We start from the raw sequence: 21,235 nt of genomic DNA, 5'->3' as shown, positions 1-21,235 counted from the left end.
GGTGCGCTGATGCGGGACGAAGATACGACGGTACGAGTCGATCAATGGGGCGGCATCGACGGTCTCGGCAGACGGCTGCCTTCATGGGAGGAAGCCGGTCCGCTTCGGCCCGGCCGTTACGTCGGCCTGTTTTATTTTCTGTGGCTGGGCCAGCACGGGACGGACGGTCCCTACGACAATACGGAGATTCTGTCGAGATGGCCGGAAGCGGCCCGCGATGCGGACCATCCGGCTTGGGGGCCGCTCCGCAGCTTCCATTTCTGGGGGGAACCGCTGTACGGCTATTACTTGAACGACGACGAATGGGTGCTGCGCCGCCACGTGCAGCTGCTTACCGCGGCGGGCGTCGATTTTCTCGTTTTCGACACGACGAACAATTCCATTTATAAGAATGTATACGACAAGCTGTTCCGCATAATGGACGAGATAGCGGGACAGGGCTTCAAGGTGCCGCAGTTCGTCTTCTATACGAATACGGATACGGGACTCCGAGTGGCCGAAATCTATCGCGACATATACAAGCCCGCCCGCTATTCTCGCTTGTGGTTTCATTGGAAGGGCAAACCGCTCATCATCGGAGATCCGGACGAGTGCGGAGAAGAGGAGCGGGCGTTCTTCACGTTCCGGCTCAACCAGTGGCCGAACGAGCCGGCGAAGACGAACGGCTTCCCGTGGATCGAATTCCAGCGCCCGCAGCGGGTGTTCTACGACGACGAAGGCGCGAAGGAGACGATTAGCGTATCGGTCGCGCAGCATCCGAGCGTGGCGATGAGCGATACCCCTTTCTACGGGTATGGGGACAATTGGGGCCGAGGCTATCATGCCGGGGCGGCGGAAGGGGCCGCAGACGGCGAGGAAGCGATCAACCGGGGGGCCAACTTGGCGGAGCAATGGGAATTCGCGCTTGCGGAAGATCCGCAGATCGTCTTCGTCACGGGCTGGAACGAATGGATCGCGATGCGGTTCAAGGGGCCGAAGGAGCGCCCGGTCCTGTTCGTCGATCAGGCGACGCTGAACTTCAGCCGCGATATCGAGCCGATGAAGGGCGGTTACGGCGACAACTACTATATGCAGCTCATCGGCTATATTCGCCGCTTCAAGGGCGTGTCCGCGCCGGAGGCCGCCGGCTTCCGGCTGGAGAAGCCGGTCGCGATCGGTCCGGACTTCGGGATCTGGGAGCAAGCCGGCTGCGAGTACAGAGACTTCGCCGGCGATACGCAGCGGCGCCATCATCCGGGATACGGCGAGCTTCGCTATTTGAACGCAACGGGGCGGAACGAAATACTCACGCTCAAGGCGGCTCATACCGACGACGAGGTTCTCTTTTACGCCAGAACGCGAGAGCCGCTGTCGCCCCATACCGACAGGCACTGGATGATGCTGCTCCTTCGCGTCGAAGGGCGGTCCGAGGAAGGCTGGGAAGGCTATCCTTTTATCGTGAACCGTACGGTCCGAAGCGATTCGGTCAGCTTGCTGGAGCGAAGCGTCGGGGGCTGGAACTGGACGTCCGCGGGGGAAGTGCGCTATGCGGCGAAAGGGAATGAGCTGCAGCTATCCGTTCCCCGCGCGCTGCTGGGCATTCCGAAGTCGCGGCAGGAACTGCGTCTCGGCTTCAAGTGGGCGGACCACATGCAGAGCGAAGGCGATCCGATGGATTTCTACCAGTATGGCGATACCGCGCCCGAGGGACGGCTGTACTATACGTATACGATCAGCGCGGAGGCATGAACCGCGGCAATGGGGGACTTGGATATGAACGCAGCAAAATGGCAAGCGCAATGGATATGGGCCGCGGGCACGGCGGAGGACAACAACGTCTATGCGGAAGCGAGAACGACGTTCGAAGCGGAGGAGCCGGCCGGACGGGCCGTCCTCCGGATCTCGGCCAACCAATCGTATAAACTCTTCCTGAACGGAGAGGAAGTCGGCCGCGGGCCGGCCCCTGCCGATCTGGCGTGGATGTCGTACGATACGTACGAAGTGGCCGAACGCTTGCGCGCCGGAACGAACGTGCTGGCCGTCGTCGCCCATAATTTCGGCCGCGAGGACATCGTGACGCATCAGCTCCAGGGTCCCGGCGGCCTGATCTGCCAGCTGGACCTGTATGCGGAGGCGGGCGGCGCCGGCGGGGAGCCGCTGCGGACGATCGCAAGCGGACCGGATTGGAAATGCCGCCGGTCCCCGAGATGGAAGCCGAACGTCAGCCGGCTTCACCGCTGGGGCGGGTACCGCGAGATCGTGGATGCCGCGCGCGAGGACGGCTGGGAGGAGGCGGGCTACGACGATTCAGCCTGGCCTTCGGCCGTCGCGGTCGCGGCCGCAGAGGACGCCGGTTCGCCCTGGCCGCGCCTTCTGCCGCGGGAAATTCCTTTCCTTCGTCAGACGGCGGTAAAGCCGGCTGCCGTCGTCGCCGCCGAGTCTTATCTGGGCGCGGTGTCGTCGCCGGAGGCCATGCTGTCCGGCGACCGGCCGGGCGAAGCGGAGCTTGCGTTAACGCTGGACGCGTCCGTGCCGGGCTCGATTCCGCAAGTCGTCTACGATTTCGGAGCGGAGCGGGTCGGCTATCCCGAATTGGAAGTGTTCGCGGAGGAAGGCGGCGTTCTCCAGTTGTTCTACGGGGAATCGCTGGAGCTGTCGCTCATGGACACGTATCTGCTGCGCAAAGGGTTCAACCGGCTGTCGCCTTTCGGCAGACGGGCGTTCCGTTTCCTGAAGGTAGCGGCGATGGCGACGCCCGCGCCGATTGCCGTCCGCAGCCTGAGCGTCCGCTCCGTTCATTATCCTTACGCCGGAGACGGAACGTTCCGCTGCAGCGACGAGAAGCTGACCCGGATCTGGGAGACGGGAAGGTACACGACGATCGTCAACAGCCAGAACCATTTCGAGGATTGTCCGTACCGCGAAGCGGCGCTGTGGGTGGCCGATTCCGTCGTCATGGCCAAAGTCGTCTACCAGACGTTCGGCGATCCCGCCCTCGTGCGCAAATCTCTGCTCCAGGCGGCAAGGATTCAGAACGAGGACGGCTCGATTCCCGGCACCGGTCCGCAGCGCAACCCGTTTCTGCTGCCGGACTTTTGCGCCCACTGGCTGTTCGGCGTCTGGGAATATTACGCTTATTCCGGAGATCTGGCGTTTCTCGAGGAGATCTGGCCCTATGCGGTCCGGGTTGCGGAATGGTTCGAGAATCAGGAAGACGATGCGGGGCTGTTCGCCCGAGCGGATCGCGAAGGCTGGTGGTGCTTCATTGACTGGTCGGACGACATCGAGCGGAAAGACCGTGTCGCCGCCATCTCCTGCTTCTACTACAAATTCCTGACGACGGCTGCCCGCATCGCGGAAACGCTGCGGGAACCGGAGCGAGCGGCCGATCTGCGAGGCAAGGCGTCAAAGCTGCGGCACTCCGTTCGCTCGCTGCTTCGGGTGCCCGGCACCGTCGTCTACGCCGACTGCCTGACGGCAAGCGGATTGTCGGCCAGCGTCACCGCACAGACGAATTTCGCGGCAGCCTGGTCCGGCATCATGGACGACGCGGAGGTCGCGGCCTTCGTGCGGGAAGGCTATTTGTCCGGCAAGCTGCCGCCGATTCGCGGCGCGTTCTTCTACCATATCGTGCTGGAGACGCTGTTCCGGCATGGCTGGGCGGGAGAGGCGGTCAAGCTGATCCGGGATTACTGGGGCGCGATGCTCGACCGGGGCGCGACCACCTGGTGGGAGACGTTCGACCCGTCCCTCCCGTTCCCGACGACGCCGAGCCCATACCTGGGACACACGCCGACGTACCTGGAGGATGAGATTCCGGTCAGCCTCTCGCACGGTTGGGGAGCATCGCCCACCTGCTTGCTGACCCGCGAGGTTCTCGGGGTGAACGTATCCGACGCCGGAATCGGCGACGTATCGCTGCAGCCGTCTGCCGTCCCCGGCGTCGAATGGGCGGAAGGGACCGTTCCGACGAAGCTGGGCGACATTCGCGCCGAATGGAGAAGGGAGAAAGACGGAACGGCCCATTTCACGGCGGAACTGCCGGACGGACTGAGCTGGACGGCGCCCGGACTGGAAGGGGTGACCATATCCGAAGCGGCCGGTCTCCTTCGCATAACCGGCATCGTGCCGGCTCGGGCTCGGGAACACGCCGTTTGAACCCGTTGGTCCTTTCGGGCCGTGAAGCGCGCCGCCGCTTGCTTGCGAAATCATTCATCCTAAAGTATACTTAACCCATCTTGGGAGGAGTGGTTTCGCGTGGAAACGGAAAAATTGGATAAAACGCCGATGTACCAATATATCATGAACGACATCAAGCGCAGGATCGAGTCGGGAGAATTGAATCCGCACGATCCGCTTCCGACGCAGATCGAACTGGCCAAGGAGTACGGCACGAGCGAGATCACGTCCCGCCGCGCGCTCTCCGATCTCGTTCAGGAAGGTTACGTCTATCGAATCCGGGGCAAGGGAAGCTTCATTCAGGAGAAAGCGCCCGCCGGCGGCCCGAAGCCGATCCGCACCGTGTTTTTCGCGCATAAGAATCATGAGATCGGCGCGTTCAGCCATCCGTTCTTCAGCGATATGTTCGTCGGGATCAAGGAGGTGTGCGAGGAGAACGGAATCGGGTTCCATATGTGGGATATCGGCGAGGACTACCGGCTTCCCGACGATCCGCATGCGGGCATCGTCCTGCTGACCACGACGGCCCACAATTCGTTCGATCTCGCGCGGCTTACGGAATGGCAGCGCGAAGGACGCCGCATCGTCACCGTTCATTTCTACTATCCGCATCTGGGCATACCGTACGTGATCGTGGACAATCTGACGGGCGGGTATCTGGCGACGCAGCATCTTCTTTCGCTCGGCCACCGCCGCATCGGGGTCATTCTGACGGGGCGGTCGATCATGGAAGTGAACCAGGAGTTCTCGCTTCGGCTGCAAGGATACCGGCTGGCGCTCTCCCAGCATCAGCTTCCGTTCGATCCCGAGCTTGTCGCCTTCATGGATGCGGAGCACGAGAGCGTGGAGATGGGGTCGGCCGGATTCCGGCAGCTGATGGCGCTGGCGGATCCGCCGACGGCGATCTTCGCGACGAGCGATTACAAGGCGATCGGGGCGATGAACGCGGCCCGGGAAATGGGGCTTCGCGTGCCGGACGAGATCAGCATTCTGGGCTACGACGATGTGGAAGTCAGCGAATTGATGTACCCTTCCTTGTCGACCGTCAATCAGAATACCAAAAAGCTGGGCGAGCGCGCGGCCGAAATTCTGCTGTTCGAGCTCAAGGACGATGGCGGAGGCGGGTTGATCAAGGACGAGATCGTGCCGACGCTCGTGCCGCGGGACAGCACGGGACCGGCGCCCGATCGGCAGACGGAAGGATAAACGAAATAGGCGGGGAATGCGGGATGAGCTGTCGGAACGATTACGTTTGCGGCAGCTTTTCTTTTAGCCGAAAAAACGTCGGAACCCTTCGTTTCGTAAGCGTTTTCGAGCGCGCCGCGGCGGAGAAAAGGATTGCGCAATTCCGTTTTTTAGAGTATACTTTGATTATTAAAGTATACAAATTCATAAATCGTATACTTTTCCTCTATGAAAGGGTGTTTTTTTAACGGAACGTTCGTAAGCGCTTTTAAACCAAAAATTGCAGAACGAGGGGAGATCCACATGGTTCAAAGAAAAGGGCCTGCAGCGCTTCTCGGCGTGCTGATGGCGGCATCCTTGCTGGCGGCATGCAGCGGCAACGACGATTCCTCGAATTCCAGCCCGTCAAGTTCGGGCGCGAGTTCCGCGCCTCCGGAATCCAGCGCCGCGTCCCCGTCGCCCGGCGCATCGGACGCAAGCCCGTCCGCAGAGGCTTCGGATCTGAAGGGAACGATCAACATCTCCTTGTCGAACGCCTCGTCCTCCGTTTGGAACGCCGTCGCGCAGGCGTACATGCAGAAAAACCCGGGCGTGAAGGTGACGGTGGACAACAAGCCGGCGGACGGCTACAAGGAATGGCTGACGGCGCAGTTCGCGGCGGGAACGCCTCAGGCGGACCTCGTCGTCAACAACGAAGTCGGCGGACTCATGGCGGACAAAAAGTTCGTCGATTATTACCCGTATTTCGATCAGACGAATCCTTACACGGGCAAGCCGTGGCAAGACTCGTTCGACCTCTCCGCCATGGGAATCAACCTGGACGCCGTCAGCGCGGACGACCACCTGTACAACCTGAATTTCGAATCGGTACAAATTCTTTGGACGTACAACAAGGAAATTTTCCAGAAGGTCGGCATTTCCGGCGTCCCGAAGACGTTCGATGAATTGACCGCCGATTTCGACAAGATCAAGGCGGCCGGCTACGTGCCGCTGGCGCTCGGCGGAGACGCGAATTCGATGTGGAGCGGCCAGGCCGGCTGGCTGGTGCGGATCTATGCCGATCAATATTTGCGCGATTATATCAACGTCGACCGGTCCCAGCCGCAGGATTACACCTATCTCCCCGATATCGACGACAAGTGGAAATACGATTTGTCGGATCCTTACAACGATTCGAACAGCAACGTGACCAAGAACGAGCTTCGCTTCTGGAAAGCGGTCAAAGACAAGACCGGTCCGTATAAGATTGCGGGCAACCCTTCGTGGAAAGCGTATGCCGACAATCTCAAAAAATTGTTCTCCTACACGGAAGACGGCTTCTTCGGCGTGAAGGAAGATCAGGCTTATCAGCTGTTCCTGACGGGCAAAGCGGCTACGATGATGTCCACGCCCGCCTCTTACTGGCAGCTGCCGAAGGACTTCGCGGACGAGAAGAAGACGGGGGCCAAGGGCGGCGTCAAGGCGTTCGATTACGGATTTTTCAACATGCCGTCGATGGAAGGACCCGGGGTGCTGGCACCGGCGCGCACGATTCAAATTCCGATCGGCTTCTACGGCTTCGTCAGCAAGGACGCGGAGCAGAATGCGCTCGACATGAACTTCATGATGTATTTGACCAGCCCGGAAGGCTATAAAGTATACGCCGAAGCAATCCAGAAGAGCGACGACGCATCGCTGTCGGGAGCGCCGGCGTTGAAGGACATTACCCTGCCGGACGAGATGACGAAGGCGTTCGCCGATTTCACTCCGATCGGCAACACGGAAGGCATCCAGTCTCCGGGGAACGCGCTGGCCCGCGGCATCGACAACTATCAGCCCTCGGTTCAAGACTGGGTCGGCAGCGTGCAGCGGTTCTTCGCCGGCCAGATCACGACGGATCAATATTTGAACGAGCTGCAGGCCAACGTCGACAAATATCTCGAGCCGAATCTCAAGCAGGGCAAGAAGGAACTGTCCGACCTCGATACGCCGGAGAAGCGGCCTCCGGAACGCAACTGATCCGCGCCATGACCTTGACCTGCACAGGCCGCCGTCGGCCTGTGCAGGTCCGTATCGGCGAAGGTCGCGGAACCCGGCCGAACATTTCACAGACAGGAAGGTAAGGAGGGGCCTATGAGAAGAACCCCATGGATCGGTCTGGCGCTCTTGCTGCTGCTGGGTCTCGTTCCGAAGTATACATCGGCCGAGCAGATGTGGTCCGTCGAAGGAGCGGGCGATATCACGTCCATCTCGGCCATTGAAGACGGGCGGGTCGCGATCGGCAGTCACGGCTCCAAGGCGGTCGTCTTCGACCAGGACGGCCGCGAGCAGTTCGGGAAAGAAGCGAACAACGTCGTCAACGCCGTCGATCTGCTGGAGGACGGCTTGCTGCTCGTCGCGTCGGACGATCGTCATCTGTACGCTTACGACGGCAGCGGCAAGACGCTGTGGGACATCGACATGAAGCGGCAGGTCAAGAGCGTATCCGCATCGGACGACGGCTCCGTTATCGCGGTCACCGTCCAGCGAAACAACGATCTGCTGTTCATAAACAAGGAGAACGGCGAACAAAGCGGTTCGGTTCCGATCGGCACGTCGATGAAGACGGCGAAGGTGTCCGGCAACGGGCAATGGATCGTTGCGGCGACGGCCGACCAGTTCCTTCACCTGCTGGACAAGGACGGGAAGGAACTGCGCAAGTTCGGCGCCGGCGGGCAAATCCAGTCGGTCGCGCTCTCCGACGACGGGGATACGATCGTCGGCACCAGCGACGGCAAGATCGAATTGTACGATTCGGACGGCAAGCGCCTGCGGAGCTTCGGCGTTCGCACGACCGTCTCGGCCGTCGTCTTCTCTCGCGACGGAAAGAATATCGGCGCCGCGGACTTGGCCGGCAATTTTTATATCTTCGACCGCGGAGGCAAAGAGCTGTGGGAGACGAAGGACGGCCAGGCGGGCCGGGCGGTCGAATTTTCCCCGGACGGCAAGACGCTGTACGCGGGCACGGACGACGGGCGGATTCTCAAGCTGGACGTAAGCAGCGTCGTCGCCAAGGCGAAGAGCGAAGCCAGAACGAGAATTTTGCTGTGGGCGCTTGGAGTCGTTGTCGTCGCGGCAGTCGTGCTGCTCATCCTCCGATCGATGAAAAAGCGCGGCAAGCTGGGCGTCTTCCGGGACATTTGGCGGGCCAAATGGATCTATCTGGCGCTGGCCCCGAGCTTTGCCCTGATTTTCGCGTTTCTGTATTTCCCCGCTTTCTCGGGACTGTTCCACTCGCTGTACAAATGGCAGCCGGGCGGCAAGACGACGTTCATCGGCCTGGACAATTTCAAGCGCATGGTTCACGATCCTTACGTGACGAAGGGGCTCGGCAATCTGGTCATCCTGATCGTCACCGGACTTATCAAGTCGATCATTCCCCCGCTGATCGTCGCGGAACTGGTCTACCATCTCCGCAGCAAGAAGCTGCAGTACGGCTTCCGGACGGCGTTCACGGCCTCCATGGTCATTCCGGGCGTCGCGGGGTTGCTCATATGGCAGAACTTTTACGACCCGAACCTGGGGCTGTTCAACAACTTCCTTCAGCTGATCGGGCTGGGCTCATGGGCGCACGGCTGGCTCGGCGATCCGAAGACGGCGTTGTGGGCGCTGATCTTCATCGGCTTCCCGTTCGTCGGCATCCTGCAGCTGCTCGTTTTCTACGCGGGGCTGCTGTCGATTCCGGGCGAGCTGATCGAGTCGGCCCGCATGGACGGGGCGAGCCTGCCGCGGATTATCCGGTCGATCCATCTGCCGCTGCTCTCCGGGCAGTTCAAGTTCCTCATCATCCTCGGGCTCATCGGCATCATTCAGGATTTCAACGGCATTCTGATCGTGACCGCGGGCGGGCCGATGGATTCGACGTACGTGCCCGCGCTTCAGATGTACTACGCGGCGACGAAGTTCAACGATCTCGGCTACGCGTCGGCGCTCGGCGTCAGCATGTTCGCGGTCATTCTGGTCATCACCGTCATCAACCTGAAATTGATCAAATCGGCGGAAGAGTAGGAGGGAGCGGCCATGCATATTCTCAAATCGATCAACGTTCGCCAACTGGTGATCGTCCTGCTGCTGGCGCTGCTCGTCTTTCTGACGCTGGTGCCGATTCTGTTCATGGTCGTGAGCTCCCTGAAGAGCAACGCCCAGATCATAGGCAACTTCTGGGGGCTTCCGTCCCCGGCGAGATGGTCCAACTACGGGGAGGCGCTGCGTACGATTTGGCGCTACCTCGTCAACACGGTCGTATACGCGGTCGCCGGCAGCGTCTGCGTCATGGCGCTGTCATCGCTCACGGGCTATATTTTCGCGAAAAAGACGTTCCCGGGCAAAGACTTCCTGTTCCTCATGATGCTGGCCATCATGATGATCCCCGGGGTGCTGACGCTGATCCCGTCCTACGTGCTGTACAAGAACATCGGATTGACCGACACGCCGTGGGTCATCATCGTCTCCTGCGCGGCCGGGGGCCAAATCTTCGGCACGTTCCTGTGCCGGACGTTCATGTCGGGGCTGCCGAGCGAGCTGTTCGAAGCGGCCCGTATCGACGGCGCGACGGAGGCCCGGGTGTTCCTGCGCATCGTCGTGCCGCTGTCGCTGCCGATTCTGGCTACGCTGTTCATCATGCAGTCGGTCGGCGTGTACAATGATTATATCTGGCCGCTGCTCACGATCCAGGACAGCCATATGCAAGTCATCTCGGTCGGACTGACGATCTTCACGAAGCAGTTCGGCGTTACCGACAAAGGGACCCAATTCGCGGCATACGCGATTTCCTCCTTACCGCTGCTGCTGATCTTCTCCTTCGGCATGAAATATTACATTCAAGGCATGACGCAAGGCGCGTTGAAGCTGTAAAGGAGCGGCTGACCGATGGAAAAGGAAAGAGAGAGTCGCAAGATTCCCCAATGGATCTGGCATCGCGGCGGGGAGAAGGAGCCGGCGATCGTGCTGTCGCGAACGTTCCGGCTGGCAGAGCCTGCGGCGAACGCGGAATTTCGCTTGGCGCTGACGGGCGCCGCCGAAGTGGAGCTGGACGGGGCCGTCGTCGGCCGGTTGGACGAGAGCGCGGCGAACGTGTGCGCCTTCCGCCGAGTCGCCGCTTTTCCGAAGACGCTGGAAGCGGGCGAGCATACGCTGCGGCTGCGGATCGAATGCCGCGCCTTCATGCCGGTGGCGCCGATCAGCATTCATCTGCATAACCGGACGGCCGGCTGCATCGCATATTTGGAGGCAGAGGGCTTCTGGCTGGCCACGGACGCGGAATGGAGCGCGGGCGAAGAATTAGCGGCCGTCGTATGCCTGTTGGGCGAGGAGCCGTTCGGAGATCTGGAAAGCGGGCCGGACTGGTTTATCGTCGGCGGCTTCGGCGATATTCGGGCGACGCCGCTTTCCGGCGTCTCTGTCATCGCCGCCGGCGGGTCGTACGTACAATGGAGCGGGAGCACGTTGCGAATCGGCGGCACCGGCCGGGGAACGATCGAGCTGTCGGAGCCGGAGCGGCGCGGGCTGCATCTCTTCTATCATGTTCGCAAGCAGACGGAATGGCGGCAGATGAACGAGGCGCTGCGCGCGTCGGAGCTGTCCGATCTGCCGGTCTGTACAATGGACTTGGGGCGCGCATACAATGCGCGGTTCCGCTTGCGCAATCGGGCGGACGCGCCGGTGACCGTCGTCTGGAACGGGGCGGAATCGCTGCCGGAATTAGAGCATTACGCCGGTCTGATCACGGAGTTCGTACGGCTTGAAGCAGGGGAGGCGCACGTCACGCTGCCGCAGGGTCTTCGCTATTTCCGCTTGTACGCGCTGGCGGACGAAGGAAGTAGCTTCGATCTGGAATGGCAGGCCGACGAGGTCGGCGTTCCTCTGAAGCAGGCGGGGACGCTACGGACGGATTCCGAGCTGCTACGGGACATCTACGGCATCTCCGTCCATACGAACCGCATCTGCCACCAGATCGGGTTGTGGGACGGCATCAAGCGCGACCGGCTGAATTGGACGTACGATTTTTACATGGCGGCCAAGGCGGACTACGCGCTGTGGGACGACTTGGCCGTGCTGCGCCGGTCGATCGAGGAACTGGGTCGCGGCACGCCCGAAGGCTACTGGATGAACGACATTCCCGCTTATACGCTGTGGTGGCTGAACAACATTTGGGAGTATTTCTGGCACACGGGCGACAAGGCGTTCGTTCTGTCGCTGCAGTCCGAGATCGCCCGGCACTGCCGGCAAGTGGAGAGCCACTTCGATCCGTCCTCGGGCGAGCTTCGGAACGTGGAGCGGTCGCTGATCGAGTGGGTGCCAATGGATATGGAAGAGACAAGAGTGAACATGCAGGCGTTGTTCCGGCTGACGGGCGACAACCTGCGCAAGCTCGGCAGGCTCGTGCCTGAGCTGGCTTGCATACCCGGCTGGAGCTTTCCTTCGCTTGACGCATCGGCGTTCCTGCATGGGGAACAACTCATTACTCCGCTGCTCGGGATGATGGCGGGCTATGTCGGCGAGGAGGATGCGAAAGCGTTCCTGGCGTCTTATCGGGTCCAAGATCCGATTACGCCGTTGTCCGCCTACTGGCTGGCCGACTGCTGCTCTCGGTACGGCCTGCCGGACAAGGCATGGGAAGCGATATCCCTTGTATGGGGCAAAATGCTGCGCGAAGGCGCCACGACATGCTGGGAGAGCGTGACGCTTGCGCACGATCGGGACTTCCATGACTCGCTGACGACGTATACCGCTTACGATTCCTACCGGATCAGCCTCTGCCACAGCTGGGCGAGCACGCCGGTCCACTGGCTCGTCTCGCGCGTGCTCGGCGTGACGCCCGCGGAACCGGGCTACCGGTCGGTCGCGTTCCGCCCGCAGCCGATCGCCGGGATCGCGACTTGCGTCGGGACGATTCCGACACCGAACGGACCGATAACGGCAGGCTGGGACCGCGAACGTCCGGGCGAATTCATTCTCGAGCTTCCCGAGGGCGTTCGTCCGAAAGGATAAAAATCGGCCGTTGGAAGGATCAGGTCCGGGCAAGCTAGCTGCATGCGGCCGGAATCGCGCGAGACCTTTGGGACCGGCCGAGCCGGCCGTCAGAGATAACCGATAAAATCGGTTAACGGAGCCTCGCGATAGGCCGAACGGGCAGAGATAACCGATAAAATCGGTTAACGGGGTCTCGCGACAGGCCGTATGGGCAGAGATAACCGAAAAATTCGGTTAACGGGGACTCGCGACAGGCCGTATGGGCAGAGATAACCGATAAAATCGGTTAACGGGCTCCCATACAGCCAGGCCCTGGCCGAATCGCTCCTTATCACCCTTGGCGAATCCCTATCCTGCCGAATCCAATCGACAGCGCTGCTCTTCTAGCCGCGCCGTCTTTTTTTATGGCCATAATTCATATTAAGTTTGTTTATAAGAATGCCTTATATTTTATTGACGTCAGGCGGCGGTCGTGTTACGATGCAGGAAATTATAGTTATCAGGTAGGAATTATAGGGATGGAGGATGGAAAAATGGCCAAACAAGAGTTCGAGCTGGGCGAAGCGCTGAGCGAACAGACGCTGCAGTGGATTTTGCGCAATCTGGAAGGGCTGAAGTACGGAACGGTCCAGATTACCGTTCATCAAGGAAAAATCGTGCAGATCGACCGGACGGAGAAGATCCGCTTCGACAAGACGAATTCCTAGTCGCCGTTCCGACGATTTTCCCGGGAAAGAGGATTTCGCATGAATATCGAGAATATCGAGGCGTTCGTCTACGTCCTTCACTACGGCAGCTTCAACAAGGCCGCCGAAGCGCTGTTCCTGTCGCAGCCGTCGGTCACCGCGCGCATTCAATCGCTGGAGCGCGAATTGGATTGCGTCCTGTTCGACCGGGTCGGCAAGCAAGTTCATTTGACGGAGCAAGGCAAACGGTTCCGGCCTTACGCCCAGCAGCTGGTCGATACGTATCGCAAGGGCAAGCAGCAGCTGCGCCGGAATTCCCCGGACAAGGAGGAGCTGCGGATCGGCTGCACCGCCTCCGCCGCCCACTATATGCTGCCCGAGCTGATTCCGGCTTTGCGGGAGCGGTTCCCGGAGCTTCGGCTCAAACTGTTCACCGGCACTACGGACGAGGTGGCCGCCCGGGTGCTGGGGAAGGAGCTGGATCTCGGCTTCGTGCGCAAGACCAGCCATCCCGACCTCCAAACGGCCGCTCTCTATGAAGATCCGATACGCCTATACGTTCACGCCAATCATCCCTTCGCCACCGCGGAGCGGTTGCCGATCGAAGCTCTCGGCCGGGAACCGCTCTTTTTTTTCGAATGCGGCGCGCTTGACTGGATGCGAATTCACCGGGTATTCGAAAATATGGCGCCGCTGCCGAACCTGATTGTGCAGACGGACAACCTGGAGACGGCCAAGAAGCTGGTGCTTCGAAACGCCGGCATCTGCTTTCTGCCCGGCTTAAGCGTCAGGGAAGAGGAGGCGGGAGGGCTCGTGAAGGCGATCGACTTTCCGGAGACGTCGGGCATTGCGCTCAGCACCTCCTTGATCAGCCGGCACGGAGAGAACGCCGACATCTTCCGGGAGCTGCGGCGAATCTCGCTTGAGCGGCTGGGGCCATCGATCGGATAGATCGAAATCTTGCATCGATGGATAGAAAATGTTGATTATCCAACGTATTGACGCTCGGTCGTCTCAACGTGTACATTGTTGTCATTATAATTCTTACTATACAGGTATGAATTATTAGTATTAGGCCATCGACCCGACAACCGGAGATCGCCCGTACAGCTTTGGAATCGTGAAGATGGAGGGGTTCTCATGAAAAAAAGATCGTCGATCGCCGCGGCATTCGTCCTGCTCCTGGTCGTGTCGGGTTGCGGCAGCACCAACAATTCCAACGGAGGTGCGGCATCCTCGTCCGCGCCTGGCGGTTCGTCCCCGGCATCGCCGAACGCTTCGCCATCCGCGTCTACTCCGGCGCAAGTCAAGAAGATCGTCGTCGGCACGGGCACGCAGTTCCCGAAGGTATGCTTCATCGACGAGAACGGCCAACTGACCGGGTTCGACGTCGAGCTCGTCAAGGAGATCGACAAGCGCCTGCCGGAGTATGAATTCGAGCTGCAGACGATGGATTTTTCCAACCTGCTGCTGAGCCTGGACACGAAGAAGATCGATTTCGTCGCCCACGAGATGGAGAAAAATCCGGAGCGCGAAGCGAAGTATCTGTTCAACAAAGAAGCATATGCCCACTGGCGGAACAAGATCATCGTCGCCAAGGACAACACGACGATCCATTCGCTCGACGACCTGGCGGGCAAGAAGGTGCTGACGGGCGCGACCAGCGCGGAAGCTCAGATTCTGGAAAATTACAACAAATCCCACGACAAGAAGATCAACATCGTGTACCAGAGCGGAGCGGCGAACGACACGGTGTCGCAGGTAGCCAGCGGCCGCGTCGACGCGACGGTCGGAGCGGACTTTACGCTGTCGCTTATCGACCCCGAGGCGAAGCTGAAGACCGTCGGAGACGACCTGAGCGAAGCGGACATTCTGTTCGTGTTCCGCAAAGGCGATCCCGATTCCCGGCAGCTTGCGGACTCGGTCGACGGCGCGATCAAAGAAATCAAGGCGGACGGAACGCTCGGCGAACTGAGCAAGAAGTGGCTCGGGCAGGACTACACGTCCGATACCGCTCAATAGACCCATGAGGAAGGACGGTGAGTCAAGCGGATGAGCGCGCATTTCGACATCGCCTACGTCTTCGATTACTTCGTGAAGCTGCTGCCTTACCTTCGGATTACGGCAGTCATCGTCGCTTGTTCGCTCGCGATCGGACTGGGCGTCGGCCTGCTCGTCGCCCTTCCGCGGATGTACCGGGTCCCGGTCTTGCAGCGCTTTTCGCAAGTGTACGTGAGTTTTTTTCGGGGGACGCCGATCCTGATTCAGCTCTTCCTGTTCTATTACGGATTGCCGGAAGTTCTGAAGAGCGTCCATCTCGACGTCTCCAAGGTCCCGTCGCTCTACTTTGTCGTCTTCGTCTATTCGCTGCACACCGGGGCGTTCCTGTCCGAAGCGATTCGCGGCGCGGTGGGCGCGGTGGATCGGGGACAGGTCGAAGCCGCCTACGCGGTCGGCATGAAGGGCTATCAGGCGTTCGCCCGGATCGTGCTGCCGCAGGCGCTCGGGATCGCGATTCCCGTGTTCGCCAACCTGATCATAGCCGTGCTCAAAGACACGTCGCTCGCCTTCTCCCTCGGCACGATGGAGCTGACGGGGAAAGCGCAGACGCTGCCGACGATCTCGCAGCATTTTTTCGAAGCGTACCTGTCGCTGGCGCTCATCTACTTCCTCATCTGCTTCGCGCTGGAGAAGCTGCTGGCCGCCCTGGAGCGCCGAATGCTTCGCCATGAAGCCCGGCCTGCCGCGGAAACGAGAGCAGCCAGAGGGCGCAAGTGGCTGAACCGCCGGTTTCCGGCCGGACTTGATCTTCCGAAGGAAGGAGCGAGGTCATGAAGCTCGATCCGGCATTTATTTGGACCGCCTTCGTGCAGTTGCTGTCCGCTATTCCGACGACGCTGGAGATTACGGCCGTATCCGTCGCGTGCGGCTTCCTGATCGGGACGGCGGCCGCGCTGGTCCGCCTGTACCGCGTGCCTGTTCTTCAACCGCTGGCGTCGGCTTACGTTACGTTCATCCGGGGCACGCCGATGCTGACCCATCTGCTGCTCATCCTGTTCGGGCTGCCGATGCTGATCGATTCCGCCGCGGAAGGGCTCGGCCTTCCGTTCCGTTCCGTCTCGATTCCGATGATCGGCTTCGTCTACGTCTCCTTCTCGATTACGGCGGGGGCTTATATGTCGGAAGTCGTGCGGTCCGGCTTGATGGCCGTAAACCGCGGCCAGCTCGAAGCCGCCCTGTCCGTCGGGATGACGACGCCGCAGGCGCTGCGGCGGATCGTCTTTCCGCAGGCGTTCGCGGCCGCGCTTCCGAACTTGTCGAACTCGGCGATCGGCATGCTGCACGGCTCGACGCTCGCGTTCGCCGCGTCGGTCGTCGACATCAACGCCAAAGCGCAAATCGTCGCGTCTACGAACTGGAAGTTTTTCGAAGCCTACATTGCCGCGGCCTTGATCTTCTGGGGACTCACGATCGCGATCGAACGGCTGACCGCGCTGCTGGAGAAGCGCGTCAATTCTTACAACCGGGGAGGAGTGGCATGATCCGGCTCTCGCAAATCCGCAAATCGTTCGGACGCAACGAAGTGCTGAAAGGCATCGATCTCGCCGTAGAGAAAGGGGAGGTCGTCGCCATCCTCGGCCCGAGCGGTTCCGGCAAGACGACGCTGCTCCGCTGCATCAACTACTTGGAGCGGCCAAGCGACGGCGAGATCGCGATCGGCGATCTGCGCGTACCCTGCCGGCATCCGTCCAAGCAGGACATCCATCGGCTGCGGGGCAAAACGGCGATGGTGTTCCAGCAATACAATCTGTTCAAGCATAAGACCGCGCTCGAGAACGTGATGGAAGGGCTGGTCGTCGTCCAAAAGGTGCCGAAGGACGAGGCGCGCCGGCGCAGCGCCGAGCTGCTGGAGAAGGTCGGCCTCGGCCAGAAGCTGGACGCCTACCCGAGCCAGCTGTCGGGAGGCCAGCAGCAGCGGGTCGGGATCGCCAGGGCGCTGGCGCTGAACCCGGAGGTCATTCTGTTCGACGAACCGACGTCGGCGCTCGATCCGGAGCTCGTCGGCGAAGTGCTCGCCGTCATCCGCAAGATCGCGAAGGAAGGCATCACGATGATCATCGTGACTCATGAGATGGGGTTCGCCCAGGACGTGGCCAGCCGCGTCGTGTTCATGGACCAGGGAGCGATCGTGGAAGAGGGCAGCCCCAAGGAGCTGTTCCGGTCCCCCAAAGAAGAAAGAACCCGGCAATTCCTGCAGCGGATTACGCCGGAGAGCGTCTATTCGATCTGAAGCGAGAGGAGCGCTGCACCATGGCCTTAACATTCGGAATATTGGACCAGACGATCGTCTTCCCCGGCCAGACGCCGGCGGAAGCGTTCGGCAACACGATCAAGCTGGCGCAGCTCGCGGAGAAGCTCGGCTTCGAGCGGTTCTGGGTGTCGGAGCACCACGATTCCCCGCAGACGGCCGGCTCCTCCCCGGAGGTGCTGATCTCCCACCTGCTCGCGAAGACGGAGAAGATCCGCATCGGCTCGGGCGGCGTGATGCTGCAGCATTACAGCCCTTATAAAGTGGCGGAAAATTTCAACGTGCTGGCGACGCTGGCGCCGGGCCGGGTGGAGCTCGGCATCGGCCGGGCGCCTGGCGGTCTGCCGCGTTCGACCCAGGCGCTTCAGCGGGGCGTGACCGAATCGCCGGGGCTGACGGGGAAGCTGGACGAATTGGAGCGGTATCTTCATGGTCCTGCGGGAGAAGATCATCCGCTTGCCGGGTTGAAGGCCAATCCGCTGCCGGACGTCCCGGCCGACATCTATCTGCTCGGAACGAGCGAGTCCAGCGCCGAGCTGGCGGCGGAACGCGGATATCCGTATGCGTTCGCGCTGTTCATCAACAGCGATCCGGATACGGCCGCCCGCGCGTTCGAGACGTATCGCGATCGATTTAACTACGGATCGGGGCGTCGGCCGAAGCCGATGCTGGCGCTCTCGGTCATCGCGGCGGATACGGAGGAGGAAGCGGCCGAGCTGGCGGGCGCGTTCCAGAACGTCCGCGTGACGCTTGCGAGCGGCAAGACGGTGAACGTCGGCTCCCTCGAACAGGCGGCGGAGTTTGCCCGGCAGGCGGGAGAAGAGTATACCGCGGAAGTTCGGGACGCGGATATCACGAAGGGAACCAAGGACGCCGTGCGCAGGCGGCTGCTGGAGCTGGCCGGAACGTATGGCGTGGAGGATCTGATCTTTACGACCATTATCGGCGACTTCGCCAAGCGGGTCCGTTCGTTCGAGCTGCTTAAGGACGCGCTGGCGGAGGAGCCGGTCGGCTCCGAAGCGGGGAGGTAGACCATGAGCGCAACGGCCGCAGAACCGTTCGTCCGGCAATTGATCGACATTCGCCGGCAGCTTCACGCAAATCCCGAGCTGTCGGGAGAGGAATACGAGACGACGGCCGCGATTCGCGGCTGGCTGGCGGCGGAGAGCATCCGCATCGCGGCGTATCCGCTGCGGACCGGCGTCGTCGCCGAAGTCGGAACCGGCGGCGGTCCGGTCGTCGCCCTGCGGGCGGACATCGACGCGCTGCCGATCCAGGAGGAGACGGGGCTGCCGTTCGCATCCCAAAGGCCGGGGAAGATGCACGCTTGCGGGCACGACTTCCATACGGCGGCGGCGTTCGGGGCGGCGCTGCTCCTGAAGAAGCGGGAGCGCGAGCTCCAAGGGACCGTCCGGATCTTGTTCCAGCCGGCGGAGGAGAAGGCGAAGGGAGCGTCGCAGGTCATCGCCAGCGGCGCGCTGGAAGGCGTCGGCGCGATCTTCGGCCTGCACAACAAGCCGGACCTGCCGGTCGGAACGATCGGCATTCGCTCCGGCCCGATCATGGCCGCCGCCGACGGGTTCGCCGTCGAGGTCGCCGGCAAAGGCACGCATGCCGCCGTTCCCGAAGCCGGCTTGGATCCGATCCTGACCGCCGCGCACATGCTGACGGCGCTGCAATCGATCGTCAGCCGCAATGTCGGTCCGCTGGACAGCGCGGTCGTCAGCGTGACCCGGCTGCACAGCGGGACCGCCTGGAACGTCATTCCGGAGCAGGCCGTGTTCGACGGCACGCTCCGCACGTTCGACGAGCGGGTGCGGACGGACGTCCGCAGGCGCTTCGAGGAAGTCGTCGCCGGCGTGGCCGCCGCCTTCGGCACGACCGCGAAGACGAGCTGGATCGAAGGGCCGCCGGCCGTCGTGAACGACGCCGGATGGTCCGTCCTTGCCGCCCGCGCGGCCGAATCCGTCGGACTGACGGTGACGGAGCCGCCCCCTTCGCCGGCCGGCGAAGATTTCGCCTTCTATTTAAAGAAGACGCCGGGAGCATTCGTCTTTCTCGGGACGAACGGTCCGCAGGAATGGCATCATCCGTCATTCGACGTCGACGAGAGCGCGCTTCCCGGCGCCGCTTCGTATCTCGCCGCCGTCGCCGTTCAGGCGCTGGATGAATTGAACGCGAAGGCGAAAGGAGGCCGCGCGTGAGCGGCCGTACCGGCTACGACGTCATCGTGGTCGGAGCCGGCTCGATGGGGATGAGCGCAGGCTATTACTTGGCCAAACGAGGCGTCCGGACGCTGCTGATCGACGCGTTCGATCCCCCGCACTCGAATGGCAGCCACCATGGCGAGCCGCGGCTGATCCGTCACGCATACGAAGGCGGGCCGCAGTACGTTCGGCTGGCGTTGCGGGCGGACGTTTTATGGCAGGAGCTGGAGCAGGAGAGCGGCGTCAAGCTGCTGGAGCGGTCCGGCGTGATCAACATGGCGGATCCGTCCGTCCTCTCTCTCTCTCAACGCTTTCGCGATGCCGAGGAAGCGGGTATCCGCTGCGAGCGGCTGGACGGGGAAGAAGTCCGCCGCCGTTGGCAAGGACTTCGCATGCCGGACGGGTTCGAAGCGCTGTACGAACCGAATGCCGGGTACTTGTTCAGCGAGCGATGCGTGGCGGCTTACCGCAGGCTGGCGCTGGCGGCCGGAGCGGAGCTGCTTGTCAATACGACGGTCATCCGGGTCACGGCGACGAGGAGCCAGGTGACGGTCCGCACGACCAAAGGCGTCTATACGGCCGGCTGCGCGATCCTGAGCGCGGGGGCCTGGTTCCGTACGCTGGCCCCATTCGCCAACTTGCCGGTTCGCGCCGTCCGCAAGGTGGTCGGCTGGTTCGATGCCGAGTCCGAGACCGACGCGCCGCTGTTTCAAGCCGGGAACTTTCCCGGGTTTACGTTCGGAAGCACTCTCGGCGGGTATTACGGCTTCCCGAACATCGGCGGAGCCGGGATCAAGATCGGCCGCCACGACGGAGGCCAGCCTTGGAAGCCGGGGGATCCGTTCGAGCCGTTCGGAACGTATCTCGAGGACGAAGCGGATTTGCGCCGCGCGCTTGAAGCGTTCCTTCCCGCAGCCGCAGGGCGCCTGAGAAAAGGGCTGGCCTGCAAGTACGAGCTGTCGCCCGACGGTCATTTCATCGTCGATGCGCATGCCGATTACTCTAACGTGTTGATGGCCGGGGGATTCTCCGGACACGGCTTCAAATTCGCGAGCGCGGTGGGCGAAGCGCTATCCGACTGGCTGACGGCCGGAAAGCGGCCGGCGGACGTCGTTCCTTTCGCCCGTTCGCGCTTCGCCGAACCCGCACCGGTCCATACCCCCGAGGAGGCGATACGATGAGCTCATTCGCAAGAGAGATCGAGCCCTTTTTGCAGACTTACGATCTTTTGAAAAGCGCGGTACAAAATTTGACCGATGAGGAACTGCGCTGGAAGCCCGCGCCGGACAAGTGGAGCGCGACCGAGGTGCTGGCCCACGTCACCGACCATTTGATCGTCGTCTCTTTCCGCATCCGCGAGATTCTGTCCGGTTCCCAGGTGCGGCTTCCCGCTTTTAACCAGGACGCGTGGGTGGCGGGCCAGCAGGCGAATCGGGCGAAGGCGGAGGACGTGCTGGAGGCGTTCCGGTCGCTGTCCGTCTATAATGCGCTGCTGCTTCGTTTGCTGCCGGACGCCGACTGGGAGAAGAACGCGGTCAACTTCAAAGGGGAGACGGTATCCCTGCTGACCGTCGTGCGCGGCTTCGTCGCCCATGCGCAACGTCATGCGGAGCAGATCGACCGGATCAAACGGGCCGCCGCGGAAGCGGGCGTCTTCGGCATCCGGAGCGAACCGGCGACCCGCGAAGGGAGACCGTGAC

At 61.6% G+C, this 21,235-nt stretch carries 17 protein-coding genes; all 17 read left to right on the top strand.

Annotated elements, in window-relative coordinates; genetic code table 11:
- Positions 1-9: 9 nt before the first annotated feature.
- Positions 10-1,728 carry a hypothetical protein gene (locus tag H7C18_RS12225; RefSeq protein ID WP_185129348.1) on the top strand — a complete coding sequence of 573 codons (1,719 nt, stop codon included), beginning with the start codon at positions 10-12 and terminating at the stop codon, positions 1,726-1,728.
- A 24-nt stretch (positions 1,729-1,752) separates the two neighbouring features.
- Positions 1,753-4,137, top strand: coding sequence for an alpha-L-rhamnosidase-related protein (locus H7C18_RS12220; RefSeq protein WP_185129347.1), 2,385 nt, complete (start codon positions 1,753-1,755; stop codon positions 4,135-4,137).
- A gap of 99 nt (positions 4,138-4,236) precedes the next feature.
- On the top strand, positions 4,237-5,364 hold the full coding sequence (locus tag H7C18_RS12215; RefSeq protein ID WP_185129346.1) for a substrate-binding domain-containing protein: 1,128 nt from the start codon (positions 4,237-4,239) through the stop codon (positions 5,362-5,364).
- A gap of 282 nt (positions 5,365-5,646) precedes the next feature.
- Complete coding sequence (locus H7C18_RS12210) at positions 5,647-7,341, top strand: ABC transporter substrate-binding protein (RefSeq protein ID WP_238357659.1); 1,695 nt, start codon at positions 5,647-5,649, stop codon at positions 7,339-7,341.
- Positions 7,342-7,455: 114 nt separating this feature from the next.
- Positions 7,456-9,369, top strand: coding sequence for a DUF5711 family protein (locus H7C18_RS12205; protein WP_185129345.1), 1,914 nt, complete (start codon positions 7,456-7,458; stop codon positions 9,367-9,369).
- A gap of 12 nt (positions 9,370-9,381) precedes the next feature.
- The gene (locus H7C18_RS12200; protein WP_185129344.1) at positions 9,382-10,215 is read left to right on the top strand and encodes a carbohydrate ABC transporter permease; all 834 of its coding nucleotides are present in this window, start codon (positions 9,382-9,384) and stop codon (positions 10,213-10,215) included.
- 15 nt (positions 10,216-10,230) lie between these two features.
- On the top strand, positions 10,231-12,351 hold the full coding sequence (locus H7C18_RS12195) for an alpha-L-rhamnosidase C-terminal domain-containing protein (RefSeq protein WP_185129343.1): 2,121 nt from the start codon (positions 10,231-10,233) through the stop codon (positions 12,349-12,351).
- A gap of 515 nt (positions 12,352-12,866) precedes the next feature.
- Positions 12,867-13,040, top strand: coding sequence for a YezD family protein (locus H7C18_RS12190; protein WP_185129342.1), 174 nt, complete (start codon positions 12,867-12,869; stop codon positions 13,038-13,040).
- Between the two features lie 39 nt (positions 13,041-13,079).
- Positions 13,080-13,970 carry a LysR family transcriptional regulator gene (locus H7C18_RS12185; protein WP_185129341.1) on the top strand — a complete coding sequence of 297 codons (891 nt, stop codon included), beginning with the start codon at positions 13,080-13,082 and terminating at the stop codon, positions 13,968-13,970.
- 189 nt (positions 13,971-14,159) lie between these two features.
- Complete coding sequence (locus tag H7C18_RS12180; RefSeq protein WP_185129340.1) at positions 14,160-15,041, top strand: transporter substrate-binding domain-containing protein; 882 nt, start codon at positions 14,160-14,162, stop codon at positions 15,039-15,041.
- 30 nt (positions 15,042-15,071) lie between these two features.
- Positions 15,072-15,854 (top strand): amino acid ABC transporter permease, encoded by a 783-nt coding sequence (locus H7C18_RS12175; protein ID WP_185129339.1) that lies wholly within the window; start codon positions 15,072-15,074, stop codon positions 15,852-15,854.
- A complete protein-coding gene (locus H7C18_RS12170) occupies positions 15,851-16,561 on the top strand; it encodes an amino acid ABC transporter permease (protein WP_185129338.1) in 711 nt (236 codons plus the stop codon). Before H7C18_RS12175 ends, H7C18_RS12170 begins: the two co-directional genes overlap by 4 nt.
- Positions 16,558-17,310 carry an amino acid ABC transporter ATP-binding protein gene (locus tag H7C18_RS12165; RefSeq protein WP_185129337.1) on the top strand — a complete coding sequence of 251 codons (753 nt, stop codon included), beginning with the start codon at positions 16,558-16,560 and terminating at the stop codon, positions 17,308-17,310. The genes H7C18_RS12170 and H7C18_RS12165 overlap by 4 nt, the downstream gene beginning before the upstream one ends.
- A gap of 20 nt (positions 17,311-17,330) precedes the next feature.
- Positions 17,331-18,359: an LLM class flavin-dependent oxidoreductase gene (locus H7C18_RS12160; protein WP_185129336.1), complete on the top strand. Its 1,029-nt coding sequence runs from the start codon at positions 17,331-17,333 to the stop codon at positions 18,357-18,359.
- A gap of 3 nt (positions 18,360-18,362) precedes the next feature.
- Positions 18,363-19,532, top strand: a complete 1,170-nt coding sequence (locus H7C18_RS12155) for an amidohydrolase (RefSeq protein ID WP_185129335.1) — start codon at positions 18,363-18,365, stop codon at positions 19,530-19,532.
- Positions 19,529-20,716, top strand: a complete 1,188-nt coding sequence (gene solA / locus H7C18_RS12150) for an N-methyl-L-tryptophan oxidase (RefSeq protein ID WP_185129334.1) — start codon at positions 19,529-19,531, stop codon at positions 20,714-20,716. The genes H7C18_RS12155 and solA overlap by 4 nt, the downstream gene beginning before the upstream one ends.
- Positions 20,713-21,234, top strand: a complete 522-nt coding sequence (locus H7C18_RS12145; protein WP_185129333.1) for a DinB family protein — start codon at positions 20,713-20,715, stop codon at positions 21,232-21,234. The genes solA and H7C18_RS12145 overlap by 4 nt, the downstream gene beginning before the upstream one ends.
- The last annotated feature ends 1 nt before the right edge of the window (position 21,235 follow it).

Source organism: Cohnella zeiphila, from assembly GCF_014212055.1.
Taxonomy (GTDB): Bacteria; Bacillota; Bacilli; order Paenibacillales; family Paenibacillaceae; genus Cohnella; species Cohnella zeiphila.
Note: the sequence above shows the minus strand (reverse complement) of the source record. Positions and strands in the feature narration are given on the sequence as shown.